At 39.8% G+C, this 18,650-nt stretch carries 19 protein-coding genes; 5 read left to right on the top strand and 14 right to left on the bottom strand.

Going from position 1 to position 18,650, the window contains the following annotated elements:
* Positions 1-4 precede the first annotated feature (4 nt).
* Together ATE92_RS01995 and kynU are read right to left on the bottom strand one after the other, a co-directional pair.
* Positions 5-1,414, bottom strand: a complete 1,410-nt coding sequence (locus tag ATE92_RS01995; RefSeq protein ID WP_369819650.1) for an FAD-dependent oxidoreductase — start codon at positions 1,412-1,414, stop codon at positions 5-7.
* Positions 1,414-2,676: a kynureninase gene (kynU, locus tag ATE92_RS01990; RefSeq protein ID WP_100802104.1), complete on the bottom strand. Its 1,263-nt coding sequence runs from the start codon at positions 2,674-2,676 to the stop codon at positions 1,414-1,416. The genes ATE92_RS01995 and kynU overlap by 1 nt, the downstream gene beginning before the upstream one ends.
* A gap of 120 nt (positions 2,677-2,796) precedes the next feature.
* On the opposite strand from kynU, the gene ATE92_RS01985 reads away from it, so the two are divergent.
* Positions 2,797-4,953: a T9SS type A sorting domain-containing protein gene (locus ATE92_RS01985; protein WP_100802103.1), complete on the top strand. Its 2,157-nt coding sequence runs from the start codon at positions 2,797-2,799 to the stop codon at positions 4,951-4,953.
* Here ATE92_RS01985 and ATE92_RS01980 read toward each other — a convergent pair whose 3' ends face one another.
* On the bottom strand, positions 4,954-5,631 hold the full coding sequence (locus ATE92_RS01980) for a hypothetical protein (RefSeq protein ID WP_100802102.1): 678 nt from the start codon (positions 5,629-5,631) through the stop codon (positions 4,954-4,956).
* A gap of 66 nt (positions 5,632-5,697) precedes the next feature.
* Between ATE92_RS01980 and ATE92_RS01975 the strand changes: the two genes are divergently transcribed.
* Both ATE92_RS01975 and ATE92_RS01970 read left to right on the top strand, forming a co-directional pair.
* Entirely contained in the window at positions 5,698-6,114 is a 417-nt protein-coding gene (locus ATE92_RS01975; RefSeq protein ID WP_100802101.1) for a (4Fe-4S)-binding protein, read from the top strand.
* Positions 6,114-6,407, top strand: coding sequence for a GNAT family N-acetyltransferase (locus ATE92_RS01970; protein ID WP_232729100.1), 294 nt, complete (start codon positions 6,114-6,116; stop codon positions 6,405-6,407). Before ATE92_RS01975 ends, ATE92_RS01970 begins: the two co-directional genes overlap by 1 nt.
* Before the next feature lie 52 nt (positions 6,408-6,459).
* On the opposite strand, the gene ATE92_RS14205 is transcribed toward ATE92_RS01970, so the two are convergent.
* Both ATE92_RS14205 and ATE92_RS13945 read right to left on the bottom strand, forming a co-directional pair.
* Positions 6,460-6,591 (bottom strand): hypothetical protein, encoded by a 132-nt coding sequence (locus ATE92_RS14205; protein ID WP_255396922.1) that lies wholly within the window; start codon positions 6,589-6,591, stop codon positions 6,460-6,462.
* A gap of 33 nt (positions 6,592-6,624) precedes the next feature.
* Positions 6,625-6,783, bottom strand: coding sequence for a lmo0937 family membrane protein (locus tag ATE92_RS13945; RefSeq protein WP_157809532.1), 159 nt, complete (start codon positions 6,781-6,783; stop codon positions 6,625-6,627).
* Positions 6,784-6,926: 143 nt separating this feature from the next.
* Between ATE92_RS13945 and ATE92_RS01965 the strand changes: the two genes are divergently transcribed.
* Complete coding sequence (locus ATE92_RS01965; protein ID WP_100804319.1) at positions 6,927-7,730, top strand: class I SAM-dependent methyltransferase; 804 nt, start codon at positions 6,927-6,929, stop codon at positions 7,728-7,730.
* On the opposite strand, the gene msrA is transcribed toward ATE92_RS01965, so the two are convergent.
* The 3 genes from msrA to ATE92_RS01950 all read right to left on the bottom strand — a co-directional run bounded on the left by msrA (position 7,731) and on the right by ATE92_RS01950 (position 10,424).
* Entirely contained in the window at positions 7,731-8,414 is a 684-nt protein-coding gene (msrA, locus tag ATE92_RS01960) for a peptide-methionine (S)-S-oxide reductase MsrA (RefSeq protein WP_100802100.1), read from the bottom strand.
* 108 nt (positions 8,415-8,522) lie between these two features.
* The gene (locus ATE92_RS01955) at positions 8,523-9,305 is read right to left on the bottom strand and encodes a zinc ribbon domain-containing protein (RefSeq protein WP_100802099.1); all 783 of its coding nucleotides are present in this window, start codon (positions 9,303-9,305) and stop codon (positions 8,523-8,525) included.
* Positions 9,306-9,308: 3 nt separating this feature from the next.
* Positions 9,309-10,424 carry a Nif3-like dinuclear metal center hexameric protein gene (locus ATE92_RS01950; RefSeq protein WP_100802098.1) on the bottom strand — a complete coding sequence of 372 codons (1,116 nt, stop codon included), beginning with the start codon at positions 10,422-10,424 and terminating at the stop codon, positions 9,309-9,311.
* A 123-nt stretch (positions 10,425-10,547) separates the two neighbouring features.
* Here ATE92_RS01950 and lpxK point away from each other — a divergent pair, with 123 nt between their 5' ends.
* Positions 10,548-11,561, top strand: a complete 1,014-nt coding sequence (gene lpxK, locus ATE92_RS01945) for a tetraacyldisaccharide 4'-kinase (RefSeq protein ID WP_100802097.1) — start codon at positions 10,548-10,550, stop codon at positions 11,559-11,561.
* Here the strand turns inward: lpxK and ATE92_RS01940 are convergent.
* The 6 genes from ATE92_RS01940 to ATE92_RS01915 are packed head-to-tail and all read right to left on the bottom strand — an operon-like array spanning position 11,558 to position 18,648.
* Positions 11,558-13,813 (bottom strand): response regulator, encoded by a 2,256-nt coding sequence (locus tag ATE92_RS01940; protein ID WP_232729099.1) that lies wholly within the window; start codon positions 13,811-13,813, stop codon positions 11,558-11,560. The two genes, lpxK and ATE92_RS01940, sit on opposite strands and share 4 nt — an antisense overlap.
* A gap of 51 nt (positions 13,814-13,864) precedes the next feature.
* Positions 13,865-14,863 carry a type I glyceraldehyde-3-phosphate dehydrogenase gene (gene gap, locus ATE92_RS01935; protein WP_100802096.1) on the bottom strand — a complete coding sequence of 333 codons (999 nt, stop codon included), beginning with the start codon at positions 14,861-14,863 and terminating at the stop codon, positions 13,865-13,867.
* A 9-nt stretch (positions 14,864-14,872) separates the two neighbouring features.
* The gene (gene lipA, locus ATE92_RS01930; protein ID WP_100802095.1) at positions 14,873-15,745 is read right to left on the bottom strand and encodes a lipoyl synthase; all 873 of its coding nucleotides are present in this window, start codon (positions 15,743-15,745) and stop codon (positions 14,873-14,875) included.
* Positions 15,746-15,785: 40 nt separating this feature from the next.
* Complete coding sequence (locus tag ATE92_RS01925) at positions 15,786-16,991, bottom strand: NRAMP family divalent metal transporter (RefSeq protein ID WP_100804317.1); 1,206 nt, start codon at positions 16,989-16,991, stop codon at positions 15,786-15,788.
* Positions 16,991-17,563 (bottom strand): RNA polymerase sigma factor, encoded by a 573-nt coding sequence (locus tag ATE92_RS01920; protein WP_100802094.1) that lies wholly within the window; start codon positions 17,561-17,563, stop codon positions 16,991-16,993. The genes ATE92_RS01925 and ATE92_RS01920 overlap by 1 nt, the downstream gene beginning before the upstream one ends.
* Positions 17,554-18,648 (bottom strand): glycosyltransferase, encoded by a 1,095-nt coding sequence (locus ATE92_RS01915; protein WP_100802093.1) that lies wholly within the window; start codon positions 18,646-18,648, stop codon positions 17,554-17,556. The genes ATE92_RS01920 and ATE92_RS01915 overlap by 10 nt, the downstream gene beginning before the upstream one ends.
* Positions 18,649-18,650: the final 2 nt, after the last annotated feature.

Below are 18,650 nucleotides of genomic sequence, written 5' to 3'. Positions count from 1 at the left end.
ACAATTATTTTAAATTCCTAACTACCGCATCGTCATGGAGAATTTCGTTGGTCACTCCTCTTACCACGGCTAATTTTTCTTTTAGGCTTAGACTTTCCGGAAGTTTATTGTCCTCCAGTAAATTTAAGATTGCCTTGTCCTGTGCCCTCCCTTTTTTCATGGCTTCCTCGTACGAAATAGCATCATTAAAGGTAACCAAAGAATATTTAGAGTAATATTCCTCGGGGAATTCGGCTTCGAATGCAGTTTCCAATTTTCTTTTTTTCTGAAATAATTCGCTAGCAGTGTGTTCCTTCATCTCATGAAAATTATCCACTGCCAAATCGGCTATCGCATCGGTATCTTTTTTGCGCAACACTTCATATTCAGCAAAAAGGTCATTCCAGTTAATCGCTCCGTTTGCTTCATAGGAATCTAAAATTTTATCGAACACAACCACATCTTCGAAAGAAGCATTCATTCCTTGTCCGTAAAAAGGAACAATGGCGTGAGCAGCATCTCCTAGCAATAAAGTTTTTCCGTAGCAACTCCAGGGAGAACATTTAATTGTTCCCAATGGACCTGTTGGATTTGCAAAAAATTCTTCGGCCAGATTCGGCATCAATTCCACAGCATCAGGAAACTCCTTACTAAAATACTCCATCACCATTTCGGGCGTGGTGAGATTATCAAAGCAATAATCGCTATTGGAATACGGAAGAAATAAGGTTACCGTAAAACTACCATCCAGATTGGGTAATGCTATAAGCATGTCCTCACCCCGTGGCCAGATGTGCAGGGCACCTTTATCGGTGCGATACCCGTTGTTATTGGCTGCCGGAATTTCGAGTTCTTTATATCCATGTGTGAGCCATTGTTGTGAAAAACTGAACAAAAATTTTCTGTGTTCGAACATACTCTTCCGAACTGTAGAACCTGCGCCATCGGTTCCCAAAACAATATCGGCACTTACTGTTTTCTCAGTTCCCGATGTGTAATCTTTAAACAAAGCCGAAGCTTCTTCCAAATTCACACTTTCACAGCCGTGATTAAAAATGAGCTCCACATTGTCCATGGCTTCGGCAGCATCTATTAAAAGCATATTCAGTCCCGGGCGGGAAATAGAATTGATATACTCATCTTTTCTTCCGCTGTATTTACTTAAAAATGTATTCCCCGCCTTGTCGTGAATCATTCGACCATACATGGGAATACACAATTTTTTTGCTTCCAATTCTACTCCTGCCAGTCGCAATCCTTTAAGTCCCCGATTACTTAACGCCAAATTGATAGATCGTCCTGCATCCTGCGTTACTTTCCGTAAATCGGGGCGTTTTTCCACCAATGTGACCTTGTAGCCTCGTTGCGCCATGCGCAGCGTGAGTAAACTTCCACACAGTCCGGCGCCAATTATAAGTACGTGTTCTTTTTTCATTATTGAAGGACTTGTTTTAGTTTTTCTGAAAATCTAAATACATCTTCAAAACTATTGTATAATGGGGCAGGAGCAACCCGAATCACATCGGGTTCGCGCCAGTCGCTTATCACTCCTGAAGCGGTTAGTCGCGTATGTACTTCCTTGTTAGCTTGTTTCACCTGTATAGATAACTGGCATCCTCGTTCTTCCGGATTTCGTGGCGTGATGATGTTAATTCTGTCATCATTCATAGCATCGATAAGAAATTCGAGATAGCCTGTGAGTTTTACGGTTTTTTTCCGAAGGTTTTCAAATCCTGCCCTTTCAAAAGTATCCAAGGAAGCACGTATGGCTGCCATGGAAAGAATAGGCGGATTGCTCAATTGCCAACCTTCGGCACCCGGCAAGGCATCAAACTCATGACGCATATTAAATCGGGTTTGCTTGTTGTGTCCCCACCATCCAGTAAATCGCTTAAGATTTGTGTTGTTGGCATGGCGCTCGTGTACAAAACAGCCACCCAGACTTCCGGGACCGCTATTTAAGTACTTATAGCTGCACCAAACTGCAAAATCGGGCCCGGTTTCGTGTAAATTAGGTTGGATATTCCCAACCCCGTGTGCCAAATCGAAGCCAACCATACAACCGTATTTATGACCCAGTTCTGTAATTTTTTTTAATGGAAAGGATTGTCCGCTGTAATAATTAGTACTCCCAATCATAATCAACGCAACCGAATCTCCCTCTTGTGTCATTAATTCTTCCAAATCTTCGAAACGACACAATTCTTCTCCTTTTCGCGGTTTCCATAACAGTAATCCTTCTTTGGGGTCGAAGCCGTGAAATTTCAACTGACTCTCAACTGCATATTTATCACTCGGAAAAGCATCGCTTTCCACGATAATTTTAAACTTGGTTTTTGTGGGTTGGTAAAACGAAACCATCATTAAATGCAAATTGGTGGTAAGCGTATTCATTACCACTACCTCATTAGGTTTGGCCCCAACAAGTTGCGCCATATTTTGGGCGAGAAATTCGTGATACGGCAGCCATGGGTGGTCCCCTTCAACATGGCCTTCCACGCCAAGTGTAGCCCAATCTTTCAGTTCGTTTTGTATATACTGTGCGGTAATTTTAGGTTGTAATCCTAAGGAATTTCCGCAGAGGTAGATTAATTCATTTCCCGACGCATCTTTTGGAATGTGAAAATCGTTTCTGAAATCGGCTACAGTATCTTCAGCATCACAGCGTTTGGCGAATTCTAAATTATTTTGAAACATAGGTTTGGATTCATTTTTTCAGCGCCTAACAAAAATAGGAATTAAAATTTGAAGTTTTTGTGAAAAGCTCTGTTGTGATTATTTGACAGTTCCTTGTATATTTGGTAAAATGTTTATACCATGAAGAGAATCCTACTTCTCATCTTATTTTTAATTTTCACTTCAAGTTCATTCACACAATCGATCGCAAGACAATGGAATGAAGAAGTTTTAAACGGAATAAGAAACGATTTTGCCCGCCCTACAGTTCATGCACGTAATTTGTTTCATTCTTCGGTGCTTATGTACGATGTATGGTCTGTTTTTGACGGTTCGGCCGATACTTTTTTCTTAGGCAAAACAGTCGGTAATTATACCTGTCCTTTTTCGGGTTTCTCGCCTACCGAATCTATTTCCGAATCACGCCAAAAGGCGATGAGTTTTGCTGTCTACAGATTGATGATGCATCGGTTTAAAAACTCACCAAGAAAAGAACTCATTTTGCCGCGGATTGAAGCTTTAATGGAAAATTTGGGATACAACACTGCCAATACTGCTACCAACTATGATACTGGTGATGCAGCGGCGTTGGGAAATTATGCCGCAGCTCAAATGATTGCATTTGGTATGCAGGATGGTGCCAATGAAGGGAATGATTACGAGTATCAGTTTTACAATCCAATTAACGAACCTTTAAACACGGACGTTTCGGGAAACCCCGATATTACAGACCCCAACCATTGGCAACCGCTAAAAGTAGAGGCCTGGGTGGATCAAAGTGGAAATACCATACCAGGTGGTCAGCCGCCCTTTCTGGGTCCGGAATGGGGTGCGGTTACTCCTTTCTCACTCAAAGAAGAGGATAAAACTACCTATTCAGTTTCCGGTCATAATTTTGATGTGTATCACGATCCCGGAAATCCATGGTATATTCAAGAAGGAATGGGCATAGACGATCCTTATAAATGGGGCTTCGCACTGGTGGCCGCCTGGGGTTCGCATTTAGACCCCGCCGACACTACAATGATAGATATCTCGCCTCGAAGTCTGGGGAATTTCCCCTTCGAAGATTTTCCCACAAACTTTGATGGGTTTAAAAGCTTTTATGATTTCCAAAATGGAGGGACTCCCGATAACGGCAGAGATGTAAATCCGGTTACAGGATTGCCCTATGAAGAACAATTGGTGAAAAGAGGTGATTACACACGTGTTTTGGCCGAATTTTGGGCAGACGGTCCCGAAAGTGAAACGCCTCCGGGGCATTGGTTTACAATTTTAAACTATGTAAGCGATCATCCGCAGCTTCAAAAGAAATTTAAAGGAGAGGGTCGCGTTATGGACGATTTGGAATGGGATGTAAAATCGTATTTTATTTTGGGAGGAACCATGCACGATGTGGCTGTAACCGCATGGGGTATTAAGGGGTATTACGATTATGTTCGACCTATTAGTGCTATCCGTTATATGGCAGATCGAGGGCAATCGTCCGATCCAACCGAACCCAGTTACAATCCGCATGGGTTGCCATTGATTCCCGGATATATAGAAGTGATAAAGGCAGGTGATCCGCTGGTAGGTGCGTTTGAAGAAAATTTGGGAAAAATGAAATTGTATACATGGAGAGGCCCGGATAGAATCATCGATCCAAGTATTGATATAGCCGGAGTAGGTTGGATTATAGCTAACGAGTGGTTTCCGTACCAGCGACCTTCGTTTGTGACTCCTCCCTTTGCAGGGTATATTTCGGGACACTCTACATTTTCCAGAGCTGCCTCCGAAGTTTTAACACTGTTAACCGGAGACGAGTATTTTCCCGGAGGAATGGGAACTTTTGATATCCCGAAGGATGAGTTTTTGAAGTTTGAAAAAGGGCCTTCTACAAACTTTCAATTGCAGTGGGCTACCTATAGAGATGCGAGCGATCAAACCAGTTTGTCGCGTATCTGGGGAGGAATTCACCCTCCAATAGATGACATCCCCGGACGTATTCTAGGTGAGGAAATTGGTTTGGAAGCCTTTACTTTTGCTGAAACCTACTTCACCAAAAAAATTGGAATGGAAGGGGTATTGTATCCTAATCCGGCGAACGAGCAGTTAACTGTTTTTTATGAAACAGAAGTACCAACCAATTTATATATATATGATATTTTACGCAGAATCGTGATTGCGTCCCCGGCAACGTTCGATGCAGATCATCGATTTACCGTCGATGTTTCAGCCTTGAGTCAGGGAATGTATTTTGTGGTTCTCCAACAGAAGGATAAAAATATCTGGGTTCAAAAATTGATGAAAGACTAGTTATTTGACCGAAATATCAGTAAAATACAATTTAAAATTCCCTGTACTGTCTCTACGCGTCTTTGCCAGAGTAAGCTCCGAAAAGGTTTCGTAATCTTCCCATGTTGTTACCACTGAAGGCAGGCTGTCATTTCGTTTTCTAAATACCCACTCCTTTATGGTAAAAGTGTCCGTATAATAGAAATCGTAGGCGTCGCCGGGAGTATAACCGCCTTCGTTGCTATAAACTATGGTTAGCTGATGCATTGTGTCTTTAGAGATGGGCGCAATTGCTTTTTCTCTTTCCGAAAAAGTGGTGCCCTTATCCCAGACCAATTTAAAAGGAGCCAGTAGCCAATACGAATCGTTTATAAAGATGGCATCTGCCTGTTGGGATAAAGAATCCAGCGAGGCACGATTAAACGCAAGGGTGTCTTCTTTTGTAATTAAGGTAACGTCATTGGTCTTAGGAAGCCACATCCAGGATCGTTCATAATGATTTTCACCTCGATCTACATTAAAGGTAAATTTTAATTCTGAAATAGTTGACCAATGCTGTATGCCGTTCTTATGAGCGATGGCTTCAGCGGTAGTGAGATTTTTTTCTGAATCGACATCGGCTGCTTCCGAGGTTTTTGTTTCGTTTTTGCAGCCAATAATTAATGACAAAAAGGGTAATAGGATGAGGACTTTATACATAGCTGATGGTTTTCAGTAAAAGTACAGAAACTATTTCTGCTTCGATAATTTTTGTAAATTTAAGCTATGGATCGACACAAAGAATATTCGAATGGAGAGGTAACGGTTCTTTGGAAGCCGGAAGTATGTATACACTCTGCCAAGTGCGTGGGGAATCTTCCCGAAGTTTTTAAGCCGAAGGACAAGCCCTGGATTCAGGTGGACAATGCGAACACAGATGCCATCATGGGCACTGTTAAAAAATGCCCAAGCGGTGCTTTGAGCTATTATATGAATGCTGCCGGAAAACCAAATATCGTGCAGGAAACTGTTTCAGAAAACGTAAAGATTGAAGTATTAAAAAACGGACCCTTGATGGTTCACGGCAAGCTTTCTGTGACGCATGATGACGGACGTATTGAGGAGAAACCGCGTGCTACAGCGTTTTGCCGATGCGGAAGAAGTGGAAATAAACCATTTTGTGACGGCACACATAAAACTTAATGATGGATGTAAGCATTTCAGAAAATAAAGACAAGAAACGATTTGAAACTAAGGTTGAAGGAAAAACAGCTTTCATTGAATACATTCGAGCGCAGGAAAGTGTTTATTTAACCCATACCGAAGTTCCTAAAGAATTGGAAGGAAAAGGAATCGCCTCCTCAATGGTCAAACAAGTTCTCATACAAATAAAGGAAGAAGGAAATAAACTGGTGCCTCTTTGTCCTTTTGTGGCAGCATATGTAAAAAGACATCCGGAGTGGAAGGAAATTTTAGCAAAAGGCTATAATGTATAAACGCCCTTTTAAACTAAACTAAAAGGGCGTTTACTTTGCTGCAGATTAAAAACTAATCTACAGCATCTTCAACATCATCAGCGACATCTTCAATTTTATCACCAACAGATTCTTTTTCGCGACAACTGGTAAAACTGGTGGCAAGTAAACCTGCTGCAAAGAGTACCAAAATTACTTTTTTCATAATAAATTGCTTTAAGTGTTTATTTTACGTTTTTCACGGCTTACGTCCTGTTGCCAATCGGTATAGAATACCAATAATAGCTAAGACCAATAGAATATGGATAAGACTTCCAACGGCATCGCCGAATCCGAAATATCCAATAAGCCAGCCAACTAGTAAGATGACAACGATTAACCAAATTAAATCTCTCATAATGAATGGTTTTTATAATTAGTAGTTCTAAAGTATCAACTTTTAATAAATTTGATGAAAAGTTTAACCATAATTAACCTCAAGTGTTAAAATTGTATCAAACTCATATTGCAAGTGTTTATGTTAAGTAAAAAATTAGTATGATGGATGTAAATAAAGCTTTCGAAATTAATAAAGACACCTGGAACAAACGCGTTGCTATACATGCTGCCAGCAATTTTTATAATTTGGAGAAATTTAAAAAAGGAGTCACTTCCTTACATAGCTATGAACTGGAAGCACTAGGTGCAATTACAGGAAAATCCGTATTGCATTTGCAATGCCATTTTGGACAGGATACGTTAAGCTTGAGTAGAATGGGAGCCAAATGTACGGGAGTAGATATTTCGGAAGTAGCAATCTCCTTGGCCGGAAAATTAAATACCGAATTACATCTCGATGCCCGCTTTGTATGTTGCAATGTGCTCGACACTTCTTTATATATAGAAGAAACTTTCGATATTGTAATTACCAGTTACGGTACCATTGGATGGTTGCCCGATTTGAAACCCTGGGCCCAAATGATTTCTGAACGCTTAAAACCCGGCGGCATGTTTTATATTGTCGAATTTCATCCTATTGCCTGGATGTTCGATTATACAGTTTCCCCCCCACAATTAAAGTACGGTTATCAGCAAAAGGATGCAATTTATGAAGAATACGAAGGAAGTTATGCCGATAAAAATGCCAAAATAACCAGTAAGGAATACGGCTGGAATCATGGTCTGGGTGAAATAATTACTTCGTTAAGTGACGCCGGTCTGCAAATTGATTTCTTACAAGAACACGATGCGTCGCCCTATAATATCTTTCCCGGATTAGAAGAAAATCCAAATGGATTGTTCGAACTTCCCTTCAAACAATATCCTCTAATCTTTGAAATTAAGGCAGTAAAACCTTTGCAATAATTAATGCCCGGCTGTTTCTTTTAGCAACTCCGGAAATTTCTCCTGAAATTTTCGCAATCTGGGAATGGACACATTTTGAATGTATGGGTTGTTCGGATTTAGTTTTTCGTAATCCTGGTGATATCCTTCGGCATCCCAAAATTTTTGAAAGGGAAGCACCTGTGCCGCTACTTTCTGATTTCCCAAAGCTTCATTTAACAACGCAATTTTCTTATCAATTATGCTTTTTTCTTCATTGGTTTGATAAAAGATAATCGAACGATATTGAGATCCTCTGTCCGGGCCTTGTCCGTTTACCTGAGTCACATTCTGGGACCCGAAATACACATCGACCAGTGTTGCAAAACTTACAATCTTTGGGTCGTAAATTACCTCAACAGCCTCTGCGTGACCTGTCCGGCCTGTATTGCTGCTTTCATACGTAGGGTTTTGAGTGTGTCCTCCGCTATATCCTGAAATCACTTCTTTTACACCTTTTACACTTTCGTAAACAGCTTCCACACACCAGAAACAGCCGCTAGCGAAATAGGCACGTTTCATACCGTTAATGGATTCAACCTCAATGGGCGCAATTTCCTTTTGGGCCATTGCTTCTTCTACCTTATTTTTTTCATTGGAAGGTTTACAGGATCCCGATAAGGTGACCAATATGACAGATATAAATAAGAGGATGTGATTTTTCATAATTTGAATTTTTAAGGCTGTCGAAAAAGAGTCGAAATCCTTTCAGGGAAGCTAACAAAAAAAGCCCTCACATGGTGTGAAGGCTTTGTTATAATTTTTGGGAAGTCTTTATTTTACTTTGGCAAAAAGCTTCTCCATTTTTTCTTTTTCTTCAGTGGCCAATTCCGGGTCTACCAAAATTCGTCCGCTGTGCTCATCGGTAATAATTTTTTTACGCGATGCAATTTCCATCTGTACTTGAGGTGGAATGGTAAAAAAGGAACCTCCCGAAGCACCACGCTCAACCGCTACAACCGCAAGACCATTTTTTACATTGGTTCTAATACGTTTGTATGCTTTTACCAAGCGCTCTTCGATTTGCTTTTCGAAATCTTCCGATTTCTTTATAAGTGCTTTTTCTTCTTTTTCGGTTTCTGAAAGGATTTCGTCCAACTCACCTTGCTTGTGCTTTAAGTGATCCTGACGCTCTGTTAATCGTCCTTTAGTTTCGTCGATAACAACTTTCTTCTGCTCGATCTGTGCTTTAAATTCTTTGATGTGTTTTTCGGCCAATTGAATTTCTAATTCTTGAAATTCAACCTCCTTACTTAGTGAATTGTATTCACGGTTGTTACGAACATTGTCTTGCTGAGTAGTGTATTTTTTGATAAGACCTTTGGCCTCTTCAATAAGGTTTTTCTTTCCCTTAATCTCATCTTCAATCACCCCAAGATCTGTTTTCAATTTTTCAAGACGCGTATTCATTCCTGCTACTTCATCTTCTAAATCTTCAACTTCCAATGGAAGCTCTCCACGTACATTTCGAATTTCGTCAATGCGTGAATCGATTAATTGTAAATCGAATAGTGCTCTTAACTTCTCTTCTACAGTATGTTCTGTTTTTGTTGCCATATTTTAAAAATAGCTAATAGGATTGGTATTTATTTCTGATTTAACGACTCTAGCTGCCGATAAAGCAGGTGCAAAATTAGTGATTTTTTTGTTAAGCACGGCAACTAATAAGTCTTTTGTGTATTGTTCACTTTCGTAATGCCCGATATCGGCCAAAAGAATCGATTTTTCGGCCTTAAAAAAGTCGTGGTATTTAAAGTCGGCGCTTACAAAAACATCGGCTCCCGCTTGTTTGGCAGCTTCTATAGCAAAACTTCCACTTCCTCCCAAAACGGCTACTTTTTTTATGTTTTTATTCAGGAAGGCAGAATGCCTTATACTCTGTGTATTCATGGTCTTTTTAAGATGCTGTAAAAAAGCTTTTTCAGAGAGAGGAGTTTGTAATTCCCCAACCATTCCCATGCCAATATGCTGATTGGTATTTTCGAGAGTTGTAATCTCGTAGGCGACTTCTTCATAGGGATGCGACTGTGATAGCGCTTTCAGTACAGCCTTCTCTAAGTGCTTCTGAAATGTAACTCCAATTTGTATTTCTTCTTCAAAATGAGTCATGCCTCGCTCCCCGATTTTTGGGTTGGAAGCTTCATTTCCGTGGAAACTGCCTGTTCCTTTAAGTGAAAAACTACAATTGGAATAATTGCCAATTTCCCCCGCACCTACTGCAAACAGTGCCTCGCGTACTTTTTCGGCTTCGGTGACAGGCACGAAAGTGATTAACTTTTTTATGGTTCCCTTTTGTGGAAGAAGAATGTGCTTATTGGTAAGATTTAGTTTTTCACAAATCATAGCATTTACGCCATTCCATGAGTTGTCCAATGCTGTGTGAATCGCAAACAATGCGATATCGTTTTTAATGGCTTTTTCTACTACACGCTCTACATAGGTTTTTCCGGTAATTTTTTTTAATCCTGAAAAAACAATGGGGTGAAAACTAAAAATTAAGTTACAATTGGTCGAAATGGCTTCATCTACAACACTTTCCAAGGTGTCTAATGTCACCAAAATACCTGTGACATCAACTTCAGAATTACCAACTAAAAGTCCGGTGTTGTCAAAATCTTCAGCATAGCTCAGTGGAGCAAAATCTTCCAGTAGCTGTACAACTTCTTTTACCTTCATATAAATTAATTTTGGTAAAGATAAGATTATGATTGTTAGTTGAAAACTAATTAGTTTCAGTTATTATTTCTGAAATAATACCAAAGCGATTTACGTTTTGTTGGGAATTAGTACTTTCGTTGCATGAAGTTACTACGCAAACTCCTTTTTCCTTTTGCAATTTTATACGGAGGAATTACCGCCTTGCGAAATTATGCCTACAATAAGGGTTGGTTGGAAAGCCGCACCTATAAAATACCAATCATCTGTGTGGGGAATTTATCGACAGGAGGAACCGGTAAATCTCCCATGATACAGTATTTGGCTTCTTTTTTAATGGATGAATACAAGGTGGCAGTTTTGAGTAGGGGTTACAAGCGTAAAACAAAGGGTTATCGTGAGGTTTCACTAAACAGTAGCGCTTGGGAAGTAGGAGATGAACCGCTTCAAATGAAACAGAATTTTCCCGAAAGTATTGTAGCCGTTTGTGCCGATAGGAGAGAAGGCATTGAAAAATTGCAAAAACGAGCAGATATAATATTGTTGGATGACGCCTTTCAGCACCGAAAAGTGAAGGCATCGACCACTATTCTTTTAACTTCTTTTCCCGATCTATACATTGAAGATTATATGCTGCCAACCGGAAATTTACGTGAATTCCGAAGCGGCGCCGACAGAGCAGATATTATTGTGGTTACCAAATGCCCTGAAGGAGTGGCATATGCGAAATTGCAGGAAATTCAGTTTCGGATGGATTTGAAGCCGCATCAAAAAATCTATTTTTCCCGGATAGGATACGATGATTCTATTTATGGTAAAGCTGAAATTCAATCTTTGGACTACCTAAGAAACAAACCGTTTACGCTGGTAACCGGAATTGCAAATCCGAAGCCTCTGGTAGATTTTCTTACGCGAAAACAGTTTGTATTTACGCACGAAAAATTTCCCGATCACCACGATTTTAGCGATGCTACTATTGAGAAGTTAAAGAAAAAGGAAATCGTACTTACAACCGAAAAGGACTATATGCGGCTACAGCCGAAATTGGAAAAGTTCGCATTGTATTATTTGCCTATAAAAACGGTGATTTTAAATGAGCAGGAGGAATTCTTTGTGGAAACCATTTTTGATGCTATAGACAAGCACCGCTACAATTAACTATCTACCGGAGATTTTCTTCCTGCAAGCGTTCGGAAGATTTTTTCGAAAAACTCTTCAGTTTTAAATGGCTTCGGAATAATTTCATTAAATCCGGCGCGATAGAAATCGTCCAGATTTTCATCTATGGTGACTGCCGTAAGGGCTATAATTGGGAGTTTTTTGTTGAATTCACGAATCTTCTGAGTGGCTTCAATTCCGCTTATTCCCGGCATGTGAATATCCATTAAAATTACATCGAAGTTATGTTCTTTCACCAACTCGATAGCTTCCATCCCATTGTCGGCCACCATACATACCATTTTATTCTTTTCGAGGATCTTTTTAGTAATCATTTGGTTGATTTTATTGTCTTCAACCACCAAAACACGTCTGTTTTCAAGCGCGTCATAATCGATCTCGTAGGTTATATTATTTGAATTTATACTATCCGAGCTGTCTTCCGAAACTTCAAAATTGATGTTAAACCAGAACTTGGAACCTTTGCCCAACTGACTTTCCAGTTGAATCTTGCTTCCCATTAATTCCAGAAGGTTTTTCACAATGGAAAGTCCCAGACCGGTTCCGCCAAATTTTCTGTTAATTTGAAGCGATGCTTGAGAGAAAGTTTCAAAAATACTTTTTTGCTTCTTTTTGGAAATTCCAACTCCATTGTCTTCAATTTCAAAATGAAGTGATACTTTATTTCCCTTTTGATCAATTTTTCCAATGCGAACAAAAACATCACCGTTTTGAGTAAACTTGACTGAGTTTCCAATTAAATTGATAAGCACCTGAGACAGCTTTAAAGGATCCCCCACAAGTTTATCGGGAATGGATTCGTCGTACTCCAAATGCAGGTTGTTCTTGCGATCGTCTGCAGATTTTTTTAGGGCAATAAGCACATCGTTGATACGTTTTTTCAACGAGAAGTTAGTTTTTTCTATTTCAACCTTATTGGCTTCCAGCTTGTTAAGGTCCAGTATGTTGTTAATAAGCGAAAGCAGGTATTCCCCCGAAAATTTTAACGAATTTAAATGCTCCTTTTGGTGTGCCAACGGATTCTCTTCCATTAATAGATGGGTAAGACCGGTTACGGCGTACAACGGAGTTCGCAGTTCATGTGTAATTGTAGATAAGAACTGTGCTTTTGCCAAAGATGCTTTTTCTGCCTTTTCTTTTGCGAGTAAAAGTTCGTTGTTTTTGTCCTGCAGCAATTCGTTTGCTTTTGCTCGTAAATTGTTGTTTTTGTAAAGAGAAAGCGTTAAAAGTGACAAAATTACTATGAGTGCGATACTCAGGCCTGTTGTCATCTTACCGAAGTTAATCGATTTTTGTTTTTTATCGAGATCGTCTTTCTGAGCAAGGATAATATTGGTTAGGTCACCCACACTTGTTTCGGCATCTACCCCCTTTGAAATTGCATTGAGATAAACCTGATAAATAGAATCGTTTCTGCGTTCATAAATTTCGAGATTTGCTTCTGCCTTAATGTAATCATTTTGTTTCAAGGCTATGTAGGAAGCAATTTTATAACTGTCTATTTTAAGTTTTGTATACCCATTTGCATCACTAAGCGCTATTGCATTTTCTAATGAAAGCTTGGCCTGCGACATCGGGTTGTAGGAAACATCACCTGGCTGTAAATATAACAAAGCTTCCGCTCTGTGGAGGTGCGAATTGGCTTCAGAAAAAGGAAGCTTATTTGTTTGAAAAAAGGGAATAGCAGCGTCGAAATAGTTCACCGCGATTTTGTAATTCTTCTTTTTTAATTCCAGATTCCCCAATGCCAGCACAACATTGGCTTGATTTTTTTCATCACTTCGTTTGGTAAAAACCTTATCAGATTCTTTTAGAAATTTTTCAGAATTAGCAAAGTCGCCTGTTTGAGTTAAAATAATACCGTACAGATAGTAGGCAATCGCTAATTTTTCCTCTTCATCTTTTTGACCGAGGATAAAAATTGCCTTATTGGCTTCGGAAGCCGCCTTATCAAAATTTTGAAGGGAATAGTTCAATTGGGCAACACTTAAAAGGATTTCCGCCTTCAGCATCATATCGGTAGAAGTGGAAAGAAATTTATTTGCTTTGTTCAGGTTGACGATGGCCGTCTCAAAATCCTGATTCTTTAGAGCTGCTCCTGCTGTAGTTTGATATTTTTTGACAAGCGCAATCGTATCCTGTTTTGCACTCTGTGACAAAAGGTTGTGAGACAGGAACAAACAGCAGAATACGGGGAGTAATATGTTGTATTTTAATGAGATACTAGTCATTAATCTTATGTACTTCAGCGATAAATATAGTCATTTCCTCGATACCGAAGATTATTTTTGTGGAAATTGTAGGATTAAATCTACAATTCTTGAGGAATAACCTGTTTCATTGTCATACCAGCCAATAATTTTCACCATTTTTCCTATTACCGAAGTCATTTCAGCATCAAAAATACAGGAGTGTGTATTCCCTACAATATCGATAGAAACTATTGGGTCTTCGGTGTACTGTAAAATGTTTTTTAAGTTTGTTTCTGATGCTAATTTAAAGGCGTTATTAATAGCTTCAATAGTCACCTCATTTTTTACATTTATTGTCATGTCGGTTAGCGAACCATTGGGCACCGGAACACGAATACCACATCCACCAATGGCCGAAGCCAATTCCGGGAATATTTTGGTGAGGGCTTTTGCAGCCCCTGTTGTAGTAGGAACAATAGATTGTCCGGCAGCCCGTGCCCTACGTAAGTCTCTATGCGGTTGATCGTGCAGACTTTGATCTGTTGTATACGAATGTACAGTGGTAATATAGGCTTGCTCCACCCCACATAAATCGTTGATGATCTTAAGCATGGGAGCGGCATTATTTGTGGTGCAAGAAGCATTAGAAATGATGGTATCTTCGGCACTTAAAATCGAATCGTTTACGCCCAGAACCACTGTTTTTATATTGTCGTCTACCGATGGAACTGATAAAATCACCTTTTTACCGCCATTTTTAATATGGTTTTCAAGCTGCATCCGGGTTTTAAATTTCCCGGAACACTCAATGACAATGTCTACATTTCTCCAGTTAATTTTTTCTATATTTCGTTCCGAAGAGAAACGAACCGATTTCCCTGCAACGCTAATCTCATTTTCGGAATAGGAAATTTCTTCCCTCAATATTCCGTGAATACTGTCGTATTTCAACAAATGACTTAGGGTTTTTGTGTCTGAAATATCATTTACCGCAACAACTTCTATTGAAGGGTGATGCAACAACAGCCTAAAGAGTGTGCGACCAATTCGCCCGAAGCCGTTAATTCCAATTTTTATGCTCTTTTCCATTGACTGAAGCTAGGTAAGATGCTTTTGCGCTTTATAAGACGACCGAACCAAGGCACCACTTTCAACATGACGGAAGCCCATTTCGTATCCAATTTTTTCAAAGCGTGCAAATTGATCGGGGTGGATAAATTCCTTTACGGGAAGATGTCTTTTTGAGGGTTGTAAATATTGGCCCAGCGTTACGATATTTAAACCTACTTTCCGAAGATCTTCCATAGTTTGTAATACCTCTGCTTCGGTTTCGCCAAGTCCCAACATGATGCCACTTTTAGTACGCTCAATCCCTTGATCTTTTAAATACCGAAGTACTTCGAGGCTGCGTTCGTATTTCGCCTGAATACGTACTTCGCGTGTCAATCGCTTTACCGTTTCCATATTATGTGAAACCACTTCGGGTTTTACTGCAATGATTCGGTCAATATTTCGGGTGACACCTTGAAAATCGGGAATTAGTGTTTCCAAAGTTGTTTCGGGATTCATTCGTCGGATAGCTTTTATAGTTTCAGCCCAAAGAATAGAACCCATGTCTTTTAAATCGTCTCTATCTACCGATGTAATCACCGCGTGCTTAATTTCCATGAGTTTGATGGAGCGTGCTACTTTTTCGGGTTCATCCCAATCCACTGTTTCAGGTCTTCCTGTTTTAACGCCGCAAAAACCGCAGGATCTTGTACAGGTATTTCCTAAAATCATAAAGGTGGCGGTACCTTCGGTCCAGCATTCACCCATATTGGGGCAGCTTCCGGAGGTGCAAATGGTATGTAATTTGTATTTATCGACCAATCCGCGTAACTCGGTGTATTTTTTACCGGTAGGCAGCTTTACCCTTAGCCATTTTGGTTTGGGTGCAGGTTTTTGAATGTCTATAATTTCTGAATTCATAAGCTGGACAAAGATACTAAGATTCCCTCTAAAAATTGCATTATAAGGTGGTGAGATACCAAATACTAAAAGCAATTAATATCACGATAGAGACTATACTATATCCCTTCATAAATTTTGAAGGCCTCGCTGCTTCGGGCGTATGCTTGCCGGTGAGCAGTTTATAACTGATAATAGCGTAAAACGGAGCTGTTAAAAAGGATAGGATGGTAGCAACTTTTATAAGCAGTCCCATTTCAGATATAAAAAAGAAAAAGATAGCCAAAGTACCGAATACCAAAATTAAAAGCCACAACAAATATCCGCGTTTAAATAGTTTCCCCGAAAGAATTTCGGTGGTGCTCTGCATCACGCGGGGTGAGGCATCCAGTGTTGTGAGAGTAGTACTAAACATTGTGGTTAAGGCGGCAATCCCAATAATTATTTTGGCTCCGTCACCCAAACTGAAGGTGTACATCGAAATTAACTGATTTGCAAATGTACCGGCTTCCGAAGAAAACCCATCGCCGCTTCCATACATCACCAAAGCGCCCAAGGCCAGAAAACCTATCGCCAGAACGATAGTGGTAAAAAATCCCACATTAAAATCGAAACGAGATTGTCGCACAGTAATGGTTGGATCCAGCTTCTTTTTTTCTACGGTCCAAATAGATTGCCAGATAGAAATATCGAGGGGGGCGGGCATCCAGCCCATAAAGGCAATTAAAAAAGCTACGGAAAGCGCATCGGTTGGAATCACCTGTGTAAATGTAACTACCATCTCGGGTTGAATAGCCAAACCAACGGCAATAAGCGTACTAATAGTTAGACATAACACTATAATTTTCATCAGGGAATCGAGAATTTTATAGCGTCCAATAATTAGAATCGCAAAGCAGATGGCCGTGATTATCGCTGTCCAAAGTACTATAGATCCGCTTTCGAAGAGTGAAGCGGCAATTCCTGCCGTTACAATAGTTACGGCAGTTTGTATGGTAAACATGGTGGCGAATGAAATTACGAAATAGGCAATCAAAACACCTTTTCCTAATTTTTCATAACCCTTAAGCAAACTCTCGCCGGTAGCCGAAGCATATCGCGGTCCAAATTCGAAGAAGGGATACTTTACAGCATTGATGAGTAACAAAGCCCACAACAACCCAAATCCGAAATCGGCTCCCGCTCGTGTAGACTGTACCAAATGTGAGACCCCAATGGCCGCTCCGGCAAAAAGAAAGCCGGGGCCTAATTTTTGCACCGCGCGTATCACGGGGTATGATTTTGTGTGATAATTTCGGCTAAAAGTTTCTTGGCGCGTAACAAGCGTACTTTTACGTTGTTAAGTGGTTCTTGTAGCGATTCGGAGATTTCGTTATAGCTCATTTCCTGAAAATAGCGCAGATTGATTACTTCCTGATAATGGGGTTTTAGTTCCTTTATAAATTGCAGTAGTTCGGCTAAATTTTGTTCGGTAATAAGTTTGTCTTCAGGTGTTGGATTGTGATCGGCAATTTTTTTGATGTGTTCCTCACTGGCATCGGTAGTTTGGGCGTAAATAGACGCATTTTTCTTTCGGGTTTTGTCTATTTGGATGTTTTTTGAAATTGCAACGAGCCAGGTTCCAAAGGTGTAATTTTCATCGAAAGTTTCAATTTTATCGAAGGCTTTCGAAAAGGTTTCGATCGCGATGTCCTCGGCTTCGTATTCGTCTTTTACGCGTTTAATTTGAAATCCATAGACTTCATTCCAAAAATAATCCAGCAAAAAACTGAAAGCACTTTGTTTGCCTTTTTTCGCCTTCTGAATTTGATGCAGAATTTCTTCCTTAGTTATTTCCAACGCGTCGATTTTGATGTGCTACCGGAAATAAAGATACTCAATTGTGCGAATACTAAAAACAGTTCTAAAAATGGAATCCAGGCAATAATATCATTCTCTTTTAATTTTTTTGCCGATTTCCCTACAATGATCCATTGCGCAGCAAATCTTATCACAATAAGCAATAACGGTAGTCTCCAATCTAAAAATACTAAACACAAAATTGCAAGGGGCCAAAACAGAAAATTGGTTAGGTAGTACAGCGCTAACAGTAATCGATGTTGGGTTTTGTATAATTTAGCGGTAGTAATATGTCTTTTCTTCTGAAGCATCCAGGTCTTCCAGGTTTTTTTAGGTAAAGAATAAGTAAAAGCATTTTCAGCAACACAAATTGCCGTATTGTTTTTGGTTGCCACTTCATTTACAAATAAATCGTCGTCCCCTGAAGCAACTTTTATATGCGACATAAAGCCGTTGGTGCTATGATACAAATCGCCTGTGTAGGCGAGGTTTCGACCAACGCCCATATACGGGATTCCGCATTGAGCGTACGAAAAATACTGAACCGCAGTCATTAGGGTTTCAAAACGAATTAGTCTATTAAGAAATGAAGTTCCCTTTTCATAAGCTCCGTATCCTAATATAAGTTGTTTATCTTCTGTAAAGTGAGTTGCCATTTCTTGAAGCCACACGTCGCTTGCCGGACGGCAATCGGCATCGGTAAAGACCATTCGCATGTGTTTAGCCTTTTTAATACCCAGTGTAAGTGCATACTTTTTATTGGCCCAAAAAGCTTCGTTATTTTCAACATTTACAATTTTAATGCGTGCATCGGTTTCGGCAAATTGCTCCATTACCTCCAAAGTATCGTCGTAGGAGGCGTCATTAATTAGAATTATCTCAAAATAAGGATAGTTTTGCTTCAACCAAAGCGGAATGTGTTTTCTTAGATTTTCGGCTTCGTTCTTTGCACAGACCAATAAGGAAACCGGGAAAGCGGTTGAGGTATTTTTTTCAAAAGCATTAAAAAAAGAAAATTTGGAAAATAAGAAGTAGTACAGACAGTTTATTACAACAACTGCAGCAAATACGTAAAGTAGCACCATAG

It is taken from the genome of Ulvibacter sp. MAR_2010_11 (genome assembly GCF_002813135.1).
Lineage (GTDB): Bacteria > Bacteroidota > Bacteroidia > Flavobacteriales > Flavobacteriaceae > Altibacter.
The sequence above is the reverse complement of the archived record's forward strand: the minus strand, read 5'-3'. Positions and strand labels throughout refer to the sequence as shown.